Annotated in this window: 16 protein-coding genes; 4 read left to right on the top strand and 12 right to left on the bottom strand. The window is 73.4% G+C overall.

Going from position 1 to position 20,155, the window contains the following annotated elements; translation table 11 throughout:
• Positions 1-166: 166 nt before the first annotated feature.
• Positions 167-1,297: a glycosyltransferase family 4 protein gene (locus BJ981_RS16030; RefSeq protein WP_184612156.1), complete on the bottom strand. Its 1,131-nt coding sequence runs from the start codon at positions 1,295-1,297 to the stop codon at positions 167-169.
• A gap of 226 nt (positions 1,298-1,523) precedes the next feature.
• On the opposite strand from BJ981_RS16030, the gene BJ981_RS16025 reads away from it, so the two are divergent.
• The 3 genes from BJ981_RS16025 (at position 1,524) to BJ981_RS16015 (ending at position 6,422) form a co-directional block, all read left to right on the top strand.
• A complete protein-coding gene (locus tag BJ981_RS16025; protein WP_184612155.1) occupies positions 1,524-2,489 on the top strand; it encodes an NAD-dependent epimerase/dehydratase family protein in 966 nt (321 codons plus the stop codon).
• A 244-nt stretch (positions 2,490-2,733) separates the two neighbouring features.
• The gene (locus tag BJ981_RS16020) at positions 2,734-4,467 is read left to right on the top strand and encodes an ABC transporter ATP-binding protein (protein ID WP_184612154.1); all 1,734 of its coding nucleotides are present in this window, start codon (positions 2,734-2,736) and stop codon (positions 4,465-4,467) included.
• On the top strand, positions 4,464-6,422 hold the full coding sequence (locus BJ981_RS16015) for an ABC transporter ATP-binding protein (RefSeq protein WP_184612153.1): 1,959 nt from the start codon (positions 4,464-4,466) through the stop codon (positions 6,420-6,422). Before BJ981_RS16020 ends, BJ981_RS16015 begins: the two co-directional genes overlap by 4 nt.
• Positions 6,423-6,451: 29 nt before the next feature.
• On the opposite strand, the gene BJ981_RS39775 is transcribed toward BJ981_RS16015, so the two are convergent.
• The 10 genes from BJ981_RS39775 to BJ981_RS15965 all read right to left on the bottom strand — a co-directional run bounded on the left by BJ981_RS39775 (position 6,452) and on the right by BJ981_RS15965 (position 18,202).
• A complete protein-coding gene (locus tag BJ981_RS39775) occupies positions 6,452-7,354 on the bottom strand; it encodes a helix-turn-helix domain-containing protein (protein ID WP_184612152.1) in 903 nt (300 codons plus the stop codon).
• Between the two features lie 531 nt (positions 7,355-7,885).
• Positions 7,886-9,439: a dipeptide ABC transporter ATP-binding protein gene (locus BJ981_RS16005; RefSeq protein WP_184612151.1), complete on the bottom strand. Its 1,554-nt coding sequence runs from the start codon at positions 9,437-9,439 to the stop codon at positions 7,886-7,888.
• A complete protein-coding gene (locus BJ981_RS16000; RefSeq protein WP_184612150.1) occupies positions 9,436-10,272 on the bottom strand; it encodes an ABC transporter permease in 837 nt (278 codons plus the stop codon). The genes BJ981_RS16005 and BJ981_RS16000 overlap by 4 nt, the downstream gene beginning before the upstream one ends.
• Positions 10,269-11,204, bottom strand: coding sequence for an ABC transporter permease (locus tag BJ981_RS15995; protein ID WP_204070482.1), 936 nt, complete (start codon positions 11,202-11,204; stop codon positions 10,269-10,271). The genes BJ981_RS16000 and BJ981_RS15995 overlap by 4 nt, the downstream gene beginning before the upstream one ends.
• 8 nt (positions 11,205-11,212) lie before the next feature.
• Complete coding sequence (locus BJ981_RS15990) at positions 11,213-12,844, bottom strand: ABC transporter substrate-binding protein (RefSeq protein ID WP_204070483.1); 1,632 nt, start codon at positions 12,842-12,844, stop codon at positions 11,213-11,215.
• Between the two features lie 40 nt (positions 12,845-12,884).
• Positions 12,885-13,697 carry a class I SAM-dependent methyltransferase gene (locus BJ981_RS15985; protein ID WP_184612148.1) on the bottom strand — a complete coding sequence of 271 codons (813 nt, stop codon included), beginning with the start codon at positions 13,695-13,697 and terminating at the stop codon, positions 12,885-12,887.
• Positions 13,694-15,184 carry a 4-hydroxyphenylacetate 3-hydroxylase family protein gene (locus BJ981_RS15980; protein WP_184612147.1) on the bottom strand — a complete coding sequence of 497 codons (1,491 nt, stop codon included), beginning with the start codon at positions 15,182-15,184 and terminating at the stop codon, positions 13,694-13,696. Before BJ981_RS15980 ends, BJ981_RS15985 begins: the two co-directional genes overlap by 4 nt.
• The gene (locus BJ981_RS15975; protein ID WP_184612146.1) at positions 15,181-15,699 is read right to left on the bottom strand and encodes a flavin reductase family protein; all 519 of its coding nucleotides are present in this window, start codon (positions 15,697-15,699) and stop codon (positions 15,181-15,183) included. The genes BJ981_RS15980 and BJ981_RS15975 overlap by 4 nt, the downstream gene beginning before the upstream one ends.
• On the bottom strand, positions 15,696-17,537 hold the full coding sequence (asnB, locus tag BJ981_RS15970; RefSeq protein WP_184612145.1) for an asparagine synthase (glutamine-hydrolyzing): 1,842 nt from the start codon (positions 17,535-17,537) through the stop codon (positions 15,696-15,698). Before asnB ends, BJ981_RS15975 begins: the two co-directional genes overlap by 4 nt.
• On the bottom strand, positions 17,537-18,202 hold the full coding sequence (locus BJ981_RS15965) for a hypothetical protein (protein WP_184616456.1): 666 nt from the start codon (positions 18,200-18,202) through the stop codon (positions 17,537-17,539). Before BJ981_RS15965 ends, asnB begins: the two co-directional genes overlap by 1 nt.
• 151 nt (positions 18,203-18,353) lie before the next feature.
• Here BJ981_RS15965 and BJ981_RS15960 point away from each other — a divergent pair, with 151 nt between their 5' ends.
• Positions 18,354-19,253, top strand: coding sequence for an alpha/beta fold hydrolase (locus BJ981_RS15960; RefSeq protein WP_239139478.1), 900 nt, complete (start codon positions 18,354-18,356; stop codon positions 19,251-19,253).
• On the opposite strand, the gene BJ981_RS15955 is transcribed toward BJ981_RS15960, so the two are convergent.
• Positions 19,204-20,130, bottom strand: coding sequence for a helix-turn-helix domain-containing protein (locus BJ981_RS15955; RefSeq protein ID WP_184612144.1), 927 nt, complete (start codon positions 20,128-20,130; stop codon positions 19,204-19,206). The two genes, BJ981_RS15960 and BJ981_RS15955, sit on opposite strands and share 50 nt — an antisense overlap.
• Between the last annotated feature and the right edge of the window lie 25 nt (positions 20,131-20,155).

The raw sequence follows: 20,155 nt of genomic DNA, 5'->3' as shown, positions 1-20,155 counted from the left end.
ATCCCTCCAGGCGGTTTCAGCGGCGGTTTCAGGGTTCATTCATGAAGCGCATTCCGCGGGACGGCCCGCGCCGCGACCGGCAGAAATCCCGCCCCATGACCGGCAGAAATGCCGGAAGGAGTTCCGGCAGGAATTCCCGCGATATCCACGCGTACCGGCAGGTCGTTCACGCCGCGGCGGGATCACCGTCCAGCAGCTCGGCGAGGCGGGCCGCCTGCGTGTCCCAGCGCCAGCGGGACTCGACCCAGGCCCGTCCCGCCCGGCCCAGCTCGGCGGCCAGCGCGCGGTCGCGCAACAGGGCGGCCAGCCGTCCCGCGACCATCGGCACGTCACGGCCGTCCACGACGTAACCGGTCTCGCCGTCCAGCACCGCGTCCGGCGCGCCGCCCGAGTCGCCCGCCACGACCGGCAGCCCGCAGGCCGACGCCTCCAGGTAGACGATGCCCAGCCCTTCGACGTCCAGCCCGGCCCTGCGCGTACGGCAGGGCATGGCGTAGACGTCGCCCGCCGCGTAGTGGGCGGGCAGTTCCTCGCGGGGGACCGCTCCGGTGAACACGACCGCGTGCGGCACGGACGCGGCCTGGGCCGTCTTCGCCAGCCGGTCGCGGTCGGGCCCGTCCCCGACGATCAGCAGGACGGCGTCGGGCACCGACCGGTGGACCAGCGGCATCGCCCGGATCAGGACGTCCTGCCCCTTCCGGGGGATCAGCCGGGACACGCAGACCACCACGGGACGGTCGGCGAGGCCGTGCCGGCGGCGTACCGCAGAGCCGTCCGCGCCGGGGGTGTACACCTCGGTGTCGACGCCGGGGACCAGCCGTTCCAGCCGGGGCAGCACCGTGGCGAGCCGGCTTCTGGTGTACTCGCCGAGGTAGGTCACCACGTCCACGTGGCGGCCGACGCGGCGCAGCATCGACCTGGCGACGGGCAGGGCCGCCCAGGCGATGTCGCGCCCATGCGTCAGCGCCACCGCCCGGCCGACGCCGGCCCGGTCCCGCAGCTCGGCCGTGAGCAGTCCGAGCGGCGCCGCCGTCCCGAACCACACCCGGTCGCACCCGCGCCCGCGGGCGATCTCCACCGCGCGGCGGGTCACCGCGGGGGTCGGCAGCAGCATGCGGGTGCGCTCCCGGACCACCTCGAACGGCTGGTCGCGGTCGAAGGCGTCCGCCCCGGGCGCGGCGCTGGTGTAGACGACCAGGGAATCGGCGGGCTGGCGGACGGCCAGGTTGTACACGAAGGACTGGATGCCACCCGGCTCCGGCGGGAAATCATGGGTGACCAGGAGCGTGCGCCCCATCGCTAATCGGCCCGCCTCGTGGCCGCGGCGCCGCACGGGAGCACGACGGCGCGCCGGAGTTCCGAAATCATTCCCGCATCATATGCGAGACCATTCTCCGGGCAAGGGGCTGATTTATCAGGGTGATTTCTCCGCCGTTTCTGCCTGGTTCCGCGCCCCGGCGTACGCCCATCATTTCCGGGAACCGCACGGCATTCACGCCTGCGTACCTGAAGAACGGGAAACCATGGACACGGTGCTCGGACGGCCGATGACCGCGCGGCGCCTGCGGGTCGCCGTGCTCGGCGGGACAGGATTCGTCGGGCGGCGGGTCGGCACGGCCTTCGAAACCCTTGGCCACGAGGTGACCCGCGTCGCTCGGCACGCGCTCCCCCAGGACGACGCGCCGCCCGTGCGGGTCCTCGACCTGGCCCGGCCGGACGTCGGCCCCATCGCCGACGCGCTGCGCGACATCGCCTGCGACGTGATCGTCAACACCGCGGGCGGCATGTGGGGCCTCAGGGACGACCAGATGGCCCCGGCCAACCTCACCCTGGTCGAGAACGTCCTCGCGGCCGCGAGCACGCTGCCGCGCCCGCCGCGCCTCGTCCACCTCGGCAGCGTCCACGAGTACGGCCTCGTCCCCGTCGGCGTCTCCATCTCCGAGGACGACGAGGCACGCCCGGTCAACACCTACGCCCAGGTGAAGCTGGACTGCACCCACGCGGTCACCAAGGCGTCCGCGCAGGGGATCGTCGACGGCGTGACGCTGCGCGCCGGCAACATCACGGGCGCGGGTCAGCCGGCGGCGAGCCTTCTCGGCGTGGTGGCGGAGTCGCTGGCGGCGGCGAGCCGGGACGGCCGTACCGCGGTGGTGCGGATGAGGTCCCTCGGCGCGCTGCGCGACTTCCTCAACCTCTCCGACGCGGTGAGCGCCATCGTCGCCGCGGCGACGATCTCCGAGCTGCCCGGCCGTGTCGTCAACGTCGGCACGGGGCGGGCGACCAGCGCCCGTGACATGGTCCGGACGCTGATCGAGGTCAGCGGCGTGCCGGCCGAGCTGGTCGAGGAGGAGCCGGACGCCGCGCAGTCCACCTGGCAGCAGATGCGCATCGACCTGGCCCGGCGGTATCTGGGCTGGTCACCGCGCCATGACCTGATCGACGGGATCAAGGAGCTGTGGGAGGACCACATGGACCCCGGTGGTTCCTGACGCCGCGCGACGGTGGTGACGAGGTGACTTCTGCCGCCCAAACCGCGTTCAGCGGAAGACCCGCGCCTGGTTACGCTCCCGCTGTGTCGGCGCGCCACCTGTCCGGCCGCCCTCGGCGATCACCATCGGGTCATCGCGGGGACGGCGTCCCGGCCCGCCCGTCCGGCTCCCCGTACCGGACGGGCGGGCCCCCGCGCTCCGCGGCTCCGCGCCTCGCGCGCGCGGACCGGCCGGAGGTCCGGGAATGCTGACCCGGCTGCTGCGCGCCCACCTCGCCCCCTACGCGCGCCCGCTCACGGCGGTCGCGTCGCTGCAGCTCGTGGGCGCGGTCGCGTCGTTGTACCTGCCCAGCATGAGCGCCGACATCATCGACAGGGGCATCGCCACCGGCGACGTGCCCCACATCCTGCGCACCGGCGGCTGGATGCTGCTGGTGAGCGTGCTCCAGATGGTCTGCCTGATCGCGGCGGTGTCCCTCGGGGCCCGCGCGGCGATGGGCTTCGGCCGCGACCTCCGTGCGGCGATCTTCAGGCGCGTCGGCGAGTTCTCCGGTCGCGAGATCGCCGGTTTCGGCGTCTCCTCCCTGATCACGCGGAGCACCAACGACGTGCAGCAGGTGCAGAACCTGGTCCTGATGACGTGCACCATGCTCGTCGCGGCGCCCATCATGTGCGTCGGCGGCGTGATCACCGCCGTCCGCGAGGATCCCGGCCTCGCCTGGGTGATGGCCGTCAGCCTGGGCGTGCTCACCGTGGCCGTCGTCCAGATCGCCCGGCGGATGCTCCCCCGGTTCCGGGCGATGCAGGTGCTGATCGACGGCGTCAACCGGGTGCTGCGGGAGCAGATCATCGGCATCCGGGTGGTGCGCGCGTTCGTGCGGGAGGGGCACGAGGCCGAGCGCTTCGCCCGGGCGAACGCGGAGCTGACCCGCACCGCGCGCCGCGCCGGCCGGTCGATGGCCCTGCTGTTCCCGATCGTGATGCTCGTCCTCAACGTGTCCGGCGTCGCCGTGGTGTGGTTCGGCGCCGTGCGGGCCGACGCGGGCCAGATCCAGATCGGCACGCTGACCGCGTTCCTCAGCTACCTCCTGCAGATTCTCATGTCGGTGATGATGGCGGCCTACATGCTGCTGATGGTGCCGCGCGCGGCCGCGTGCGCGGAGCGCGTCATGCAGGTGCTGGACGCGCCGCCGTCCGTCGCCCCGGCCGCGCGCCCGGTCACCGAACTGCGGGGGCCCGGCGATCTGGAGTTGCGCGCGGTGCGGTTCCAGTACCCGGGCGCCGCGCGGCCGGTGCTGGGCGGGATCACCTTCCGCGCCGAGGCGGGGCGCACCACCGCCGTCATCGGGGGCACGGGGTCGGGCAAGACCACGCTGGTGTCCCTGGTCCCCCGGCTGCTCGACGTGACCGGCGGATCGGTGCTCGTCGACGGCGTGGACGTTCGCGACCTGGACCAGGAGCTGCTGTGGAGCCGGATCGGCCTGGTCCCGCAGAAGCCCTATCTGTTCTCCGGCACCGTGGCCACCAACCTGCGGCACGGCAGGCCGGACGCCACGGCGGAGGAGCTGTGGGCGGCCCTGGAGGTCGCGCAGGCGCGCGATTTCGTGGCATCGCTGCCCGGCGGGCTCGACGCCCCCATCGCCCAAGGGGGCACCAACGTCTCTGGCGGCCAGCGACAGCGGCTGGCCATCGCCCGGGCGGTGGTGAAGAGGCCGAGGATCTACCTGTTCGATGACGCGTTCTCGGCGCTCGACTCCGGCACCGACGCCCGGCTGCGCGCCGCGCTGCGCCCCGTCACGGCGGACGCGGCGGTCGTCGTCGTGGCCCAGCGGGTGTCCACCATCGTCGACGCCGACCAGATCGTCGTCCTCGAGGACGGGGCGATCGCCGGCATCGGCACGCACGGCCGGCTCCTCGAGACCTGCCCGACGTACGCCGAGATCGCGGAGTCGCAGCTCATGCCGGGACCGGTCGGATGAGCGAGGCCGCGCCGAGCGGAACGACGGCGCCCGGGCCGCCCGCCGCACGGCTGATCCGCAGGCTGCTGCCGCGGCGGCGCCACCTGGTGCCGGTCGTCGCGCTGGCGGTGGCCGGCGTGGCGCCGGCCGTCGTCGGCCCGGCGATCCTCGGGCGGGCCACGGACATCATCTTCTCCGGGCTGGTGGGCAGGACTCTGCCTGCGGGGACGCCCCTGGACCAGGTCGTCGCCCAGGTCCGCGCGGACGGGAACGGCAACCTCGCCGACCTGCTGGCGCGCATGAACCCGGTGCCCGGCGCGGGCATCGACTTCGGCCGGCTGGGGCCGGTGCTGCTGCTGGCCCTCGCGCTGTTCGCGGGCGCGGCGGCGCTGAACATGGCGCAGGCCCTGTTGCTCAACGGCATGGTCCACCGCACGGTCGGCCGGCTGCGCGCCGACGTCGAGGCGAAGATCAACCGGCTGCCCCTGCCGTACTTCGACGACCAGCCGCGCGGTGAGCTGCTCAGCAGGGTCTCCAACGACATCGACAACATCGCCCAGAGCCTGCAGCAGACGCTGAGCCAGATGCTCACCGCCGTGCTCACGGTGATCGGCGTGCTGACCATGATGTTCGTCGTGTCACCGCTGCTGGCGTTCGTCTCGCTGGTGACGGTGCCGCTGTCGGTGGTGCTCGCCAAGCGGATCGCGACGCGGGCGCAGCCGCGCTTCGCCGCCCAGTGGGCGAGCGTCGGGGCGGTCAACGCGCTCATCGAGGAGGCGATCACCGGGCACGAACTGGTCAAGGTCTTCGGCCGCCGCCGTGAGGTCCAGGCGGCGTTCGCGGCGAAGAACGACGAGCTGTTCCGGGCGAGCTCCGACGCCCAGGTCATGTCCGGCGTGATCGTGCCGTCGATGATGTTCATCGGCAACCTGGGGTACGTGGCGATCGCCGTGGCCGGCGCTCTGCGGGTCGCGTCGGGCGCGATGACGCTGGGCGACGTGCAGGCGTTCATCCAGTACACCGGGCAGTTCACCTCGCCGCTGTCCCAGGTGGCGTCGATGGCGAACCTGCTGCAGTCCTGCGTGGCCTCGGCCGCCCGGGTGTTCGCCCTGCTCGACGCGCCCGACCAGAGCCCCGATCCACCGGCGCCCGTCCCGCTCGGCCCGGTCAGGGGGCGGGTCGAGTTCCACGGGGTGTCCTTCCGGTACCGGCCGGACAAGCCGCTGCTGACGGACCTGTCCCTGGTGGCGGAACCAGGGCGGACGGTGGCGATCGTCGGCCCGACCGGCGCCGGGAAGACCACCCTGGTCAACCTGCTCATGCGCTTCTACGAGGTGGAGTCGGGACGCGTCACCCTCGACGGGATCGACATCTCCACGCTGCGGCGGGACACCCTGCGCGGCAGGATCGGGATGGTGCTTCAGGACACCTGGTTGTTCGGCGGCACGATCTGGGACAACATCGCCTACGGGCGGCCGGAGGCGACCGGGGAGCAGATCCTCGCCGCCGCCGAGGCCGCCTTCGTCGACCGGTTCGCCCATGGCCTGCCCCAGGGATACGACACCGTCGTCGACGGCGAGGGCGGCACGATCAGTTCCGGCGAGCGGCAACTGGTCACGATCGCCCGTGCCTTCCTGGCCGATCCGGCGGTGCTGATCCTGGACGAGGCGACCAGTTCGGTGGACACCCGGACCGAGGTGCTCGTGCGCAAGGCCATGGCGTCGCTGCGGGCGGGCAGGACGAGCTTCGTGATCGCCCACCGGCTGTCCACGATCGTCGACGCCGACCTGATCGTGGTGATGGAGGACGGGCGGATCGTCGAACAGGGCGATCACACCCGCCTGATCGCGGCCCGCGGGGCGTACCACCGGCTGTACGAGGCGCAGTTCCGCAAGGCCGCCGAGGATTCCGGGGTCCCCGGTGACGCCGGGCCGCCCGATCGCGGCGGCCCGGCGCCGCGCGCCGTGCGGACCTAGGCGAGGCGGCGGCGCGAGACGGGCGTTCCCTAAGAGGCGGAGAGCCGGCCGCTGTACGGCGCGGGCACGGCCGCGGGTTCGCCGTCGGCGGCGTGAAGGTCCGCGTCGATGGTCCAGATCCCGTCCAGCCCGTTCAGCGGCCGTGACGCGAGGATCATGATCGCGCTCGTGCCGCCCGTCGTCAGCAGGGGACGTACGTGGTCCGCGTCCGCCACGTTGTCCAGCACCAGCAGCGCCCGCCGGGAGCCGAGCGCGGAGCGCAGCCACGCGGCCTGGTCGTTCGTCGTGTCACGCCCCGCCGGCCCGAGGCCGAAGAGGCACAGGAGCCGGTCGATCAGATCGGCCGATCCGCGCGCGTCGGGATGCGCGTTCACGTAGAACTGGCCGTCGGGAAAGTGGTGGCGGAAGCAGGCGGCCGCCTGCACGGCTATGGCGATCTTGTCAGGGCCCTGACGGCCCACGAGCTGGACCAGCCGGGGAGCCCGGGGGGCCGCTCCGCGCTGGTGTTGCCTGATCGGCTGCACGATGAGGACCTGACGCATCCACTCCATCAGCGCGGACGTGCCGGCGTCCGCCGGAGGGGACGAGGCCCCCGCCGGGGAGGGGGGCGCCGCCAAGGAGTGCGCGCCCGATATACGGAGCGCATTCGCCGGGCGCCGCGCGATCCCCCCGACCTTATGCCGGGCGACCCGCCGGAATGCCTCCAGAGATTCGCCTTCGATCCGCAGCGCCTGGGCGAGCAGAATCACCGAGTTACGATGGGGCTTGCTGGTTCTGCCGCGCTCCAGGTCCGATATGGCACGGATACTCAACCCGGAGCGCTCCGCTAATTCCTCTTGGGTCAGACAGGCGCGCCTACGGAGAGTTCTGAGCAGCAACGCGAAGTCGCCACTGAAAGGAGAAGGATTTTCCGATACCCCCGGTATTTCCACCTACCATCGATCCTTCCGTGCGCAGCCGAGTATCGCGACCACGGAGACACGCATCGTTATGAGGCTTCCTGCGACGTCAACGGGGGTGGAGGAGGCCGCGCCGATCGCCGGGCGGCTGGTGGACACGACCGGCGCCACATACGCGGATCCCCGTAGCGGCCGCGCTACCGCGAGTATGGTCTCACTCGGTCACGGTCCCCTCTAGCCCCATCGGCTAGTAGCCTTTATACGTATTTCCATGTCTCGCGGCGTTCTTTGGTCACTATGTCAGAAAGCGCAGCGGCGACGCAAGGCCGCCGCCTGGCCCAACGGCGTTCACGCGGTGCCACTATTTGACCACGCAACTCCTCCGGATAAAGATGAGTGTACGTCTGTTTACTTTGTTACCGAACTCAATGAAACATTCACGCATCGTGTTCGCCGCCGATTAATAAGCCGAGGTTTACCACCGGTCCTGCTCGGCTGTCCGATTGGCACGTGCCAGCGGCGGATCGCCGGGAACGTCCACGCGACCCCGGGCCGGGGGCGGGGTCAGCGCTCGTGCGGCGCCGCGTGGGCGCGGGACGCCCGCGTGGGCGAGGCGGCCAGCAGGGTCCTGGTGTACGGGTGAGACGGGCGTTCGAAGACGTCCGCCACGGGGCCTTCTTCGACGACCCGGCCGTCCTTCATCACCATGACCGTGTCGCTGACTCCGCGGACGACGGAGAGGTCGTGCGAGATGAAGACCATGGCGAGGCCGAGCCGGTGCCGCAGTCCGGCGAGCAGGTCCAGGATCTGCGCCTGGATGGAGACGTCCAGGGCCGAGACCGGCTCGTCGCAGACCAGCACGCCGGGGCCGGCCCCGAGCGCTCTGGCGATGGCCACGCGCTGCCGCTGCCCGCCGGAGAGCCGGCGGGGCCGCCGGTCGAGGTGCCCGGCGGACAGGCCCACCATCTCGAGGAGTTCGAGGGCGCGGGCGCGCCGCCCCGGACCACGGGGCAGGGCCTCGGCGATGATGCGGCCGACCGTCAGCCGCGGGTCGAACGAGCCGTGCGGATCCTGGTGGACGAGCTGGATGCGGCCCCGGCGCGGCCGGCGCCGCCGTTCCGGCAGGGCGGACCACGGCGCGCCGTCCAGCCGCACCTCCCCGGCGTCCGGCCTGACCAGGCCCATGAGGATCCGGGCGAGGGTGCTCTTGCCGGACCCGGACTCGCCGACGACGCCGATCGTCTCCCCCGAGCGCAGGCGCAGCGAGACGTCACGGACGGCGGCGCGGGCGCCGTAGGACTTGCCGATCCCGGTGGCCTCCAGGACGACACGGGAGCCGGGCGGCGACCCGGCCGTCCTGGCGCGGGGGACGGCGTCGAGGAGCGTCCGGGTGTAGGGATGCTCGGGCGCGCCGAGGACCCGCTCGGCGGGGCCGCTCTCGACCACCTCGCCGTCGCGGAGCACGGCGACGCGGTCGGCCAGCCGGGCGACCACGGCCGGGTCGTGGCTGATCAGCAGCAGCCCGGTGCCCGCCCGCCGGGCGTCGGCGAGCAGGTCGAGGATCCGCGCCTGGACCGTGACGTCCAGGGCGGTGGTGGGCTCGTCGGCGATCAGCACGCCGGGTTCCGCGGCCAGCGCGGAGGCGATGAGGGCGCGCTGCCGGAGGCCGCCGGAGAGCTCGTGCGGGTACTGGGCGGCGCGGACCCGCGGCTCCGGGACGCCGACCCGGCCGAGCAGGTCCACCACCCGCGCGCCGATCTCGCCGGCGGGCGCCGTGCGATGGATGAGCATCGGCTCGGCGATCTCGTCGCGGACGCGGCGCAGCGGGTCCAGGGAGCCGAGCGCGTCCTGGGCGACGAACCCCACGAGCCTTCCGCGCACCGCGCGCCAGGCCCGCTCGTCGAAGTCCCGCGCGTCCCGCCCGCCGATCTCCAGCCGCCGGGCCGCGACGCTCGCCTCCGCGCCCGCCAGGCCCAGCAGGGCGCGGGCGATGGTGCTCTTGCCCGAGCCGGACTCGCCGATCAGGGCCAGGCATTCGCCCGGCCCCACCGTCAGGTCCACGCCGCGGACGGCGGCGACGTCTCCGAAGCGGACGACGAGACCCTCGACCCTGATCATGCGGTCCTTCCCTCGGCCCGCGCTTGGAGCCACCGGCCCACGACGGTCACGGACATGACCACGGCGACGACGGCCACCCCGGGGAAGACCCCCGGCCACCAGGCGACCGCCAGGTTCTCGCGCCCGTCGGCGAGCATCACGCCCCACTCGACCGCCGGAGGCTCGGGTCCGAGGCCGAGGAAGCTCAGCGCGGACCCGGAGATGATGGACGTGCCCGTGCCGGTGGTGGCGAGCAGCAGCGACGGCCCGGCGACGTTGGGCAGGACGTGCCGCAGCACGATCACGGGCCACGGCGTGCCGAGCCCGACCGCCGCCTCCGCGTATCCGGACCTGACGGCCACCAGCGCCTGCCCGCGCACCACCCGCGCGTAGTTCGGCACGGCGGCCACTCCCACGGCGACCAGCACGTTGGCGGTGCCGGTCCCGGTGAAGGCGACGATGACCAGGGCGAGCAGCAGCTCGGGGACGGCGAGCGCCACGTCCAGGATCCGCATGAGGGCCTGGTCCACCCGGCGGCCCCCGGCGGCGGCCACGAGCCCGATCACCGTGCCGCCGAGCGCGCCGAGCACGGTGGCGCCGATCCCGATGAGCAGCGAGGTGCGCGCGCCGTACACCACGCGCGCCAGCACGTCCCTGCCGAGTTCGTCGGTGCCGAACGGGTGGCCGGCGCCCGGGGGGCTCAGGGCCGCCGTCAGGTCCGTGACGACCGGGTCCCGGCCGGTCAGCAGCCCGGGGAACGCGACGGCCACGGCGAGGACCACCAGCACGGCCCCGGCGAGCACGGGCCCGGCCGGTCGCGCCCGGGAGGGGCGGGTGAGCGCGCCGGGGATCACGTGACGGCCCCGGAAGCGCGCAGCCGGGGGTCGATCACCAGGTAGGCCAGGTCCACCAGCAGGTTGACGACGACGAAGGCCGCCGCCGACACCAGCATCAGCGCGCTGACCACGGGGATGTCCCTGCTCCCCACCGCCGTCACCAGGACGCGGCCGAGCCCCGGCCGGGCGAAGACGGTCTCGGTGAGCACCGCGCCGCCCATCAGGGCACCGGTGATCCACCCCGACAGGGTGACCACGGGCAGCCCGGCGTGCCGCAGCGTGTGGCGTGCCAGCAGCCTCCGCTCCCCCGCGCCGCGGGCGCGCGCGGTCAGCACGAACGGCGCGTCCCCGATCGCGTGGAGCTGCTGCCGTATCACCTGGGCGAGCACCCCGGCGAGCGGCAGCGCCAGGGTGATCGCGGGCAACACCAGCGCCTGCGGGCCGTCCGCGCCCGCCGCGGGCAGCAGCCCGAACCGGAAGGAGAACACCGCGAGGCCGAGGATGCCCAGCCAGTAGGACGGCACCGAGAGGGCGAGCAGCCCGATGCCGCCGGCGATCGCGCTCGCGGCCCCGCCCCGCCCGCCGGTGGCGAGCGCCGCGCAGAACGCCAGCCCCACCGACAGGACGGCGGCGCTGACGGCCAGCTCGGCGGTGGGGCCGACCTGGTCGGCGAGCACCCGAGACACCGGGAGCCCGAACTGGTAGGACCGGCCGAGGTCGCCGGTCGCCAGCGCGGCCATGTGCCGCAGGTACTGCGCCGGCAACGGGTCGTCGAGACCGTAGTCCTGCCGGATCTGCGCGCGGACCTGCGGCGGCGCGCCGCTGTTGGGGCCGAGCACGGCGTCGGCCACGTCACCGGGCAGCAGGTGCAGCGCGGCGAAGGCCAGCGTGGCCGCCGCCCACAGCACCGCGACCCCGGCGAGCGCGCGCCGCGCCGCGAACCGGAGCACGTTCCCCGTCACCGCCCGGTGACCCAGGCGTCGTAGAACAGCGGCCAGGCGGAGGTGTCGAAGCCGACGTCGCGCGCGCGGTCCCGGACGGCGAGCTGGCGGCTCGCGACGAACGCGGGCACCGAGTACCCCTCGGCGATGACCTTGCGCTGGACCTTGGCGTACAGGTCGGCGCGCGCCGCCCGGTCGGTGGTCGCGGCGGCCCGGTCGAGCCAGGCGTCGATCTCCGGGTCGTGTACCCGGGCGCCGTTGGCGCCGCCGTCGGCGAGGCGGCTCGCGGAGTGGAAGACGGTGCGCAGCAGGTCCGGTTCCGAGCCGCCCCAGGCGAAGGCGATGATGTCGTAGTCGCCGCGGTCGCGGATCGGCGTGTAGGCGGCCCCGTCGAGGGGCTTGAGCGTCAGCTGCACGCCGACCTTGCGCAGCGCGTCCTGGACGGCGGTGTCGTAGGTGCGCCGCTCGGCCTTGGTGTAGGCGGGCACGTAGAGCAGGGTGATGGCGAACCTCTTGCCGTCCTTGGTGCGGTAGCCGTCGGTGTCGCGCCCGGTCCAGCCGAGCCCGTCCAGCAGGCGGTCCGCCTCGCCCGGACGGTAGGGCCAGGTGTTCTCCACGGTCGCGTCGTAGGCCGGTGTCGAGGGGCTGAGCGGGGACCAGGCCGGCCGGTACTGCCCGGCGAAGACGGCCTTGGTGATCAGGGCGGTGTCGATGGCGGCGCGGACGGCGAGCCGGGCCTCGCGCCGGTCGAACGGCGGCCGTTCGGTGTTGAGGTAGTAGGAGTAGACCAGCCCCGGGGACTCGTGGCTCAGGACGCGCAGCCCCGGCCGTCCCGCCAGGGACCGGACCTGCCCGGCGGGCAGGAAGTCGGCGACGTCGCTCTGGCCGGAGCCGACGGCGCCGACCCGGGTGGCGTTCTCCGGCAGGAAGCCGATCACGAGCTTGTCGAGGTAGGCGGGGCCGCGGTGCCGGGCGGTGCCGGGCGCCCAGTCGTAGGCGGGGTTGCGGGTGAAGACGGCCTGCTGCCCCTTCACCCGGGAGGCCAGCAGGAAGGGCCCGCTGCCGACGTTCTGCGGCCCGCCCGCCGCCAGGTCGGCGGCGTGCTCGCGCAGCGCCTTGGGCGAGTAGATGCCGAGGTAGGTGGTGCTGAGGGCGTGCAGGAACGGCGCGTACGGCCGCTTGAGCCGCACCGTCACGGTGTGCGGGTCCGCCACCTCGGCGCTCTGGTAGGGGCCGATGAGCACCGCCGCGTACCGGGACTTGGTGGCGGGGGCGACGACCCGGTCGAGGTTGGCCTTGACCGCGGCGGCGTCGAACGGGGTGCCGTCGGTGAACGTGACGTCCTCGCGCAGGCGGAAGGTGTAGGAGCGGCCGTCGGGCGAGATCTTCCACGAGGTGGCCAGCCAGGGTTTGAAGGACCCGTCGCGGTCCTCCGCCACCAGGGAGTCCAGGACGTTGCGCATGATCACGCCGGTGATGTCGGCCGGGCTGACGTGCGGGTCGAACACGTCGGGTTCGATGTCGGTGGTGAAGGTCAGCGTGCCGCCCGCCCGGGGCGCGCCGCCGCCGGACCCGCTCGCCCCGGCGGTGGAGCAGGAGGCCAGGAGCACGCACACCGCCAGGGCGAGGATCGGGCCACGGAGTCGCACGGTCTTTTCCGTTCTCACTCGGATCTCACAGGGGGAACTCTCACTGAGGGGGCGCGCACCGCCAGGCGCGCACGGTGATGGGATAGACCTCGCCCTGCCGGGCCATGCGCCGCGCGGCGGCCGTGCCGACCGCGCGGAAGAACTCCTCCTGCCGGGCGGCGGGCGCCAGCCGGCTGAAGTAGGTGCCCCACGTGGAGGCGTGGAAGCGCCGCCACTCGTCCGCGTCGCGGGTACGGACGGCGACCCGGCGTTCCTCGCCGCGTTCGACGGTGAACCGGCTGCTCAGCAGCTCGCGCACGGCGGTCACGGACCGGGCGCGTACGCCCATCGGGACGATCTCGCGCAGCGCACCGGGGTCGAGGCCGAGCAGCTCCAGCGCCTCGGCGGCGAGCAGGTCCTCGCCGCCGAGGCCGTCGTCGCTCAGATCGGGATGGTGCGTGGTCAGCAGGAAGGCCCCGCCCGGCGTCAGGTGGCCGGCGATCCACGCGAGGACCTGGTCCTCGTCCGGGTAGAGCCAGTGCAGCACCGAGCTCATGACGACCAGGTCGAACGCGCCGGTCTCCCCGTCGAGGCGGCGCAGGTCCCCCTCGCGGATCGTCGCGCGCGTCCCCAGCCGGGCCCGCGCGTCCAGGACCCGTCCCGGCGCGCCGTCCACCCCCAGGGCGTGCTCGATCCGCGGCCAGCGGCGCAGCGCCTCGTCGAGCAGCGCGCCGGTGCCGCAGCCGAGGTCGGCGATGCTCCGGGGCGCGGCGGGCGCGAGCGAGAGCAGCCAGTCGTGATCGGCCGCCTGCCGGATGCCGCTCACCTCGTCGTACCCGGCCAGCGCCCGGGCCCGTGGCAGGGTCTCGGTCATGACGCCGTCCCGGGGGTCAGCGGTTCTGCGATGAGGGCCCGCAGCCGTGCCAGGGTCTCGCTCTGGTCGTGCCGGTGGAACAGGTTGATCCGGTTGCGGGCCAGGTCTCCGCGGTGGACGAACTCGTACAGGTCCTGGCGCTGGCCGAAGCCGTCGGCGGTCAGCTCCCAGGCCAGGCGGAACAGCCGCGACTTGGCGGCGACGTCGATGTCCTTGCCGCGCATGTAACGATCGAGGAACGGGCGCAGCTCGGGGGACCGCAGGTCGTTCTCCGAGGGCTGCATCAGGATGCCTGACTGGCCGATGTTCCTGACGATCCGCAGGGCGCGGTCGGACACCTGCGCCGCCCAGACGGCCGCCGCCGGGGTCGGGCCCGGGGCCAGCAGCCCGCCGTCGGTGCGCCGGGCGGTGGCCTCGCCCGCGGCCAGGAAGTGGTCCAGCGTCTCGACGTACCCGGTCAGCTCGCCGAGGTCCTCCTGGATGTTGCGGAAGCCGGCCACGCCGATCGACTCGGCGAGCAGCGTGCCGACGGCGAGCAGCGTGCGCAGCCGCTCGCGGTAGCGGACCTGGCCGACGTACTGGCTCCAGGCGTTGAGCCGGGCGAAGCCCTCGCGGGCGAGGCCGCCGTCGCCGAGCAGGAAGACCCGGTTCCACGGCACGTGGACGTCGTCGAAGAACAGCATCGAGTCCTGCTCGTCGAAGCGGGCCGCGAACGCGTGGGAGTGGCCGTGGGGCGCGGTCCCGAGCGGCTCCCGGCACAGGACGTGCAGCCCCTCCGCGTTCAGTGGGAGCGCGAACCAGACGACGAGGTCCTCGGCGCCGCGTCCGGCGAACGAGGGCGACAGGTAGACGACCACCTCGTGGGCGAAGGGGGCCAGCGTGGTGAGCTGCTTGGCCCCGCGCACGACGATGCCGTCCGCGTCCTGCCGCAGCACCCGCAGCGCGAGGTCGGGATCCTGGACGGGGTCGGAGCTGCGGTCGATCTGCGGGTCGCCGAGCGCGTGGGTGAGCACCAGGTCGCGCTCGGCCGCGAAGCGGTGGTAGGCCTCGGCGTTCGCGCCGAACTCCGGCCGCGCCCCGGCCAGCCGGTCGTGGAAGTCGTGCAGGCCGACGGCGACGGAGGACATGAACACGGGCGACCGGCCGTGCTGGCCGAAGGACTCCCGCATCCACACCTCGGCGGCGCGGCGCAGGGCGAGGAGGTCCCCGGCGTCGCGGGGCAGGTGGTAGCCGCGCCCGATCCGCAGCCCGCTCGCCGGGTCCGCCACGGTCAGCGTGTCGCGGTGGGCCGGGTCGTGCTGGAGGTCCAGCAGCCGGGCCAGCTCGTCCACGGCCGGCGCGAACGCGGGGTGCGCGGCGACGTCGGGGACGCGCCGCCCGTCCAGCCACACGCTGCGGCCGTCGGCGAGGCTCGCCCTATACCGCTCCCCGTCCAGCGCTCCGAGCGGGGCGAGGCCGGAGGCCGGTGATGATGCCGTAACGGTCATGATGCTCTGCTCTCCCATGTCGGTCGCGGCTCGGCGGTCACCGTCCGGTAGCCGCTGTCGTGGTGAACCAGGGGCAGCCCGCCGTGGACCTGAACCGCCACGGCGCGGCCGACCAGGATGGTGTGGTCGCCGCCCGGCACGGCCGCCACCAGCCGGCAGTCGAACCAGCTCAGGCAGTCCGCGAGGACCGGCGCGGCCCCGGTCGCGCTCAGCAGCGGGCACGGCGCGGGGCCGGCGCGCAGGGCCGCCGAGGTGGCGTAGTACTCCGCGACGCCGCGCTGGTCGTCGCGCAGCACGCTCACGCCGAGCAGCCCTGAGTCGCGGGCCAGGCCGATCAGCGGCGAGTCCTTGCCCACCGCGGCGCTGATCAGGGGCGGGTCGAGGGACAACGTGGTGAAGGCCGAGACGGTCTTGGCCAGGGTCCGCTCGCGGTGGCGGCTGGCGACCACCGTCACCCCGCTCGGGAACGTGCGCGCGGCGGCCTTGAACCCGCGGGCGTCGAGCGCTCCGGTCACCGCAGGCTCACCTGGTAGGAGGTGAGCCACCGGTCGAGGGTGAGGAGGAAGTCGAGCCCGCCGGTGGGGTGGGGCGCGGCGCGCGGGCCGGGCAGGATCGTGTCGTTGCGCACCCAGCGTGCGATCTTGGCGCGGTCGGCGAGCTGGAAGACCGGCGCGTCACGCGAGAGCAGGTCGTCCACCTGGGCGCGCATCTCGGCGTAGAAGGCCGGCGAGGAGCTGGCGGGGTAGCCGCTCTTGGCGCGGCGGAGCACGCTCTGCGGGAGCAGGTCGGCCAGCGCGAGGCCGAGCAGGCCCTTGGGGCTCCCACCCGCGGTCTTGAACCGCCAGGGGACGTTCCACAGGTACTCGATGAGGCGGTGGTCGGCGAACGGCACCCGGACCTCCAGGCTCGCCGCCATGCTCATCCGGTCCGTGCGGTCGAGCAGCGCGGGCAGCCACCGGGTCAGCGCGAGGTAGGTGATCTCCCGGGCGCGCCGCTCCTCGGGCTCCTCGCCGGAGGCGTGCGGCACCTCCGCCAGCGCCTCGCGCAGCCGCTCCCGGGCGTACTCCTGGGGACGCACGGCCCTGGCGACCTCGGGGAGGAGCAGGTCGGCGGTGGCCGGCAGGCCGGGGGGCGCCCAGGGGAAGGACTCCAGCGGCGCGCTCGGAGCGGTGGTGATGCCGCGGAAGAACGGGTACCCGCCGAAGATCTCGTCGGAGACGTCGCCGGACAGGGCGACGGTGACGTGCTCGCGGACGCCGCGGGAGAGCAGGTAGAGGGAGGTGTCGGGTTCGCCCCAGCCGGGCCGGTCCCGGGAGGTCAGCCCGATCCCGCCGTGCCGGAGCAGGCCGCCGCCGTCGACCAGCACGCCGATGTGCGCGGTGCCGAGCGCGGTCGCGACCTCGCGGGCGTAGGGCAGGTCGGCGGCGCGGTTCCACTGGCCGAGCCGCTGCGGTTCCTCGGTCGGCGGGAACTCCACGGAGAAGGTCGGGAGCTTGTCAGGTGCCCCCGACTCGGTGACGGCCAGCGCGGTGAGGGCGCTGGAGTCCAGGCCGCCGGACAGCAGCATGCCGATCGGGACGTCGCTGACCAGTTGCCGCCGCACCGCGTCGGCGAGCAGGTCGCGCACGTGCCGGGCCGTGGCGTCGAGGTCGTCGGGGTGGGAGTGCGAGGAGAGCGTCCAGTACCGGGTGGTCCGGACGCCGGAGCGGGAGAAGCGGATGACGTGGCCCGGACGGAGCTGCTCCATCCCGCGGTAGACGGTGCGCCCGGGGGTGGGCGCGGTGGGCACGGCGAACAGTTCGGCGAGCCCCTCGGCGTCGACCTCGGCGCGCAGCGGGCCCGCCAGCAGCGCCTTCGGTTCCGAGCCGAACAGCAGCCGTCCTCCGGCCACCGCGTAGTAGAGGGGTTTGACGCCCAGCCGGTCGCGGGCGAGCAGGAGTTCCTGGGTTCGCGTGTCCCAGATGGCGAAGGCGAACATGCCGTTCAGCCGTTCGACCGCGGAATCGCCCCACTCCAGGTAGGCGCGCAGCACCACCTCGGTGTCGGACCGGGTGCCGAAGCTGTGACCGCGGGCGGCGAGTTCGGCGCGCAGTTCGGTGAAGTTGTAGATCTCGCCGCCGTAGGTGATCACGACCTGGGTGTCGTCCGCCGCGTCGCCGACCGCCATCGGCTGGGCTCCGCCTTCGATGTCGATGACGGCCAGGCGGCGATGTCCGAACGCGGCGTGCCGGGACAGCCACACGTCACCGCCGTCCGGCCCCCGGTGGATCATCGTGTCGGTCATGGCCCGGATGACGTTCTCCTCGGCCCGCAGGTCGCGGCCGTAGTCCACCCATCCCGCTATGCCGCACATCAGTTCTCCCTGCCCGCGGCCGGGCCCGGGGCGGCCGGCCGCGGGGCCGTCGCCTCCCAGCGGCAGCCGTGCTCCCCGTCTCCGCCGGTGAGCTCGAACGCCGGTGTGTACCCCTTGGCGGCGATGTTGGCCGTGCCGGCGAGCGTGCAGTAGTCGCAGGGCCTTGCGAGCGTGAGTTGCACGCCCCGGGACCGCGCCCGCTCGCGGTAGTCCCAGATCGCGCAGTGGTCGATCCGCAGCGCGGCGTGGTCGGATCCGGTCTCCGCCAGCGTGTAGTCCGAGCCGTACAGCTCGGCCTGGCGGGCCAGCCGGAGAATCGGGCCGAGCGCGCCGTCCTCGCCGTCGGGTTCGACGTGGCGGTGCACCTCGGCGGCGGCCTGCGCCCAGAGCCGCAGCTCGGCGTGGCCGTAGCGGGATACGAGGAACTGTTCCATGAGGGCCTGGGCGCGGAAGAACACCCGCTGCCAGGCGACGGGGTCGCCGGTGTCGGCCTCCGGCAGGTCGGCGAAGATCCGGCTGCGGATCTGGATCCAGTCGGCCACGTCCTGGCCGCCATGCTCCCGGGAGAGGTGGCGGGTCATGCCCGCCTCGGCCTCGAACAGGCGGCGCTGCCAGAGCGCCGCGCGTTCGGCCTGAGTCATGGTGATGATCGCATATTGCGCCATGACCGCGATCCTAGAAATTTCCCAGAAAGCATCACAATATGGTGCTTACAAGCTTGTATTGCCGATCATATTACTCCGACTAACAGCATTCGACGGCAATTCCGCGGCGACATGCAGCCGGTTATCATGCCTTCACGGGAAAGGAGATTCTTTGTTCGCGGAATTCGAATCCCGCACGGTGGACACCGGCCAGGCGCGGATCGCGGCCAGGATCGGCGGCTCCGGCCCGCCCCTGCTGCTGCTGCACGGATTTCCCCAGACGCACGCGATGTGGCACGCCGTCGCCCCGGCGCTGGCGGCGCACTTCACCGTCGTGGCGGCCGATCTGCGCGGATATGGCGACAGCGGAAAGCCGGCCGCGGCGAAAGACCACTCCACCTACGCCAAGCGCGAGATGGCGCGCGATCAGGTCGCGCTTATGGAGCGGCTCGGTTTCCCGCGGTTCCACCTCGCCGGCCACGACCGGGGCGGGCGCTGCGCCTACCGGCTGGCCCTCGACCACCCCGGCCGGGTGGACCGTCTCGCCGTGCTGGACATCGTCCCCACCCTCGACGCGCTCGGCCACGTCGACGCCGACGCGGCCAGGCGGCTGTGGCGGTGGTTCCTCATGGCGCAGCCGAGCCCGCTCCCCGAGACCCTGATCGCGGCCGACCCCGAGGCGTTCTTCTTCGGCCCGCACGCGGGCCTCTTCGCCCCGGAGGCGCTGGCCGAGTACCGCCGCTGCGCGCGCGACCCGCGGGCCGTCCACGCCATGTGCGAGGACTACCGGGCGATGTTCGGCCCCGACCGCGAGCACGACGCCGCCGACCGCGCCTCCGGCAGGCGGATCGTCTCCCCCGTCCTCGCCCTGTGGGGCGAGGCGTCGCACGTGGAACGGGCGCACGACGTGCTCGCGACCTGGCGGCGCTGGGCGGACGACGTGCGAGGTCAGGCCCTGGCGTGCGGCCACTTCCTGGCGGAGGAGGCGCCGGAGGAGACGGCGGACCTGCTGCGCGCGTTCTTCACGGCGGAGTGGGCATCGCCGCGAGGTGATCGCGGCGCCCCGGTCTGACGGTCTTGGGGACGTCGGCCGCCGCCGGCCGCTCCCGGACCAGCCCGGCGATCAGCGCGCGGTCCCGCTCGTCCCGCGGGGCCTGCACGAGCACCAGCGCCTCGGGGTCGTCCACCGGCCGGAACGAGGACAGCATGAGGTCCAGCCGGACGTGCCCGGCCGGCCGGACCTCGACGGCCCGCGCCGTGAGGTCGTCGATGCCCTGGCAGTCCCACCAGTCGCGGAACTTCGGGAAGTCGCCGCGCAGCGTCGCGTACAGCTCCCGGGTGCGCGGGTCCCCCGCCCGCCGGGCGGTCTGCCCGCGGAAGTAGGCGAGCACGGCCCGGGCGAACTCCTCCCAGCCGACGACGGTGTCCCGCAGCGCGGGGTCGCCCAGCAGGCACCACATGTAGTTGCGCCGGTTCTCGGGGATCAGCGCGGGATCGGAGAACACGGCGGTGTACGCGCGGTTCCACGCGGTGATGTCCAGGCGCGCGTCGAGCAGCAGGGCCGGGCTGTGCTCCCACAGGTCCAGCATCCGCTGGGTGCGTTCGGCCAGCTCGTGGTGGGGCATCTGCGCGGCGGGCGAGGGCAGCAGGCCGGCCAGGGTCAGCAGGTGCCGGTAGGCGACGTGGTCCAGCCCCAGGGTGTGCGCGATGGAGTCCAGGACCTTCAGCGAGCACACGACCCGGCCCTGCTCCAGCCAGGTGTACCAGGCGAGTCCCACCCCGGACAGCGCGGCGACCTCCTCGCGCCGCAGGCCGGGGGTTCGCCGGCGCGCGGTGTGCGGCAATCCGACGTCTTGCGGCCTGCGGGCCTCGCGGTGGGCCCGCAGGAAGGCCCCCATCTCCTTGAGCTGTGGATTACCGTCCGGAGTATCGGCGCTCAGATCGGTCATCGCAGACAATCCGCAACCTCCCCGA

It is taken from the genome of Sphaerisporangium krabiense (genome assembly GCF_014200435.1).
GTDB lineage: Bacteria > Actinomycetota > Actinomycetes > Streptosporangiales > Streptosporangiaceae > Sphaerisporangium > Sphaerisporangium krabiense.
Note: the sequence above shows the minus strand (reverse complement) of the source record. Positions and strands in the feature narration are given on the sequence as shown.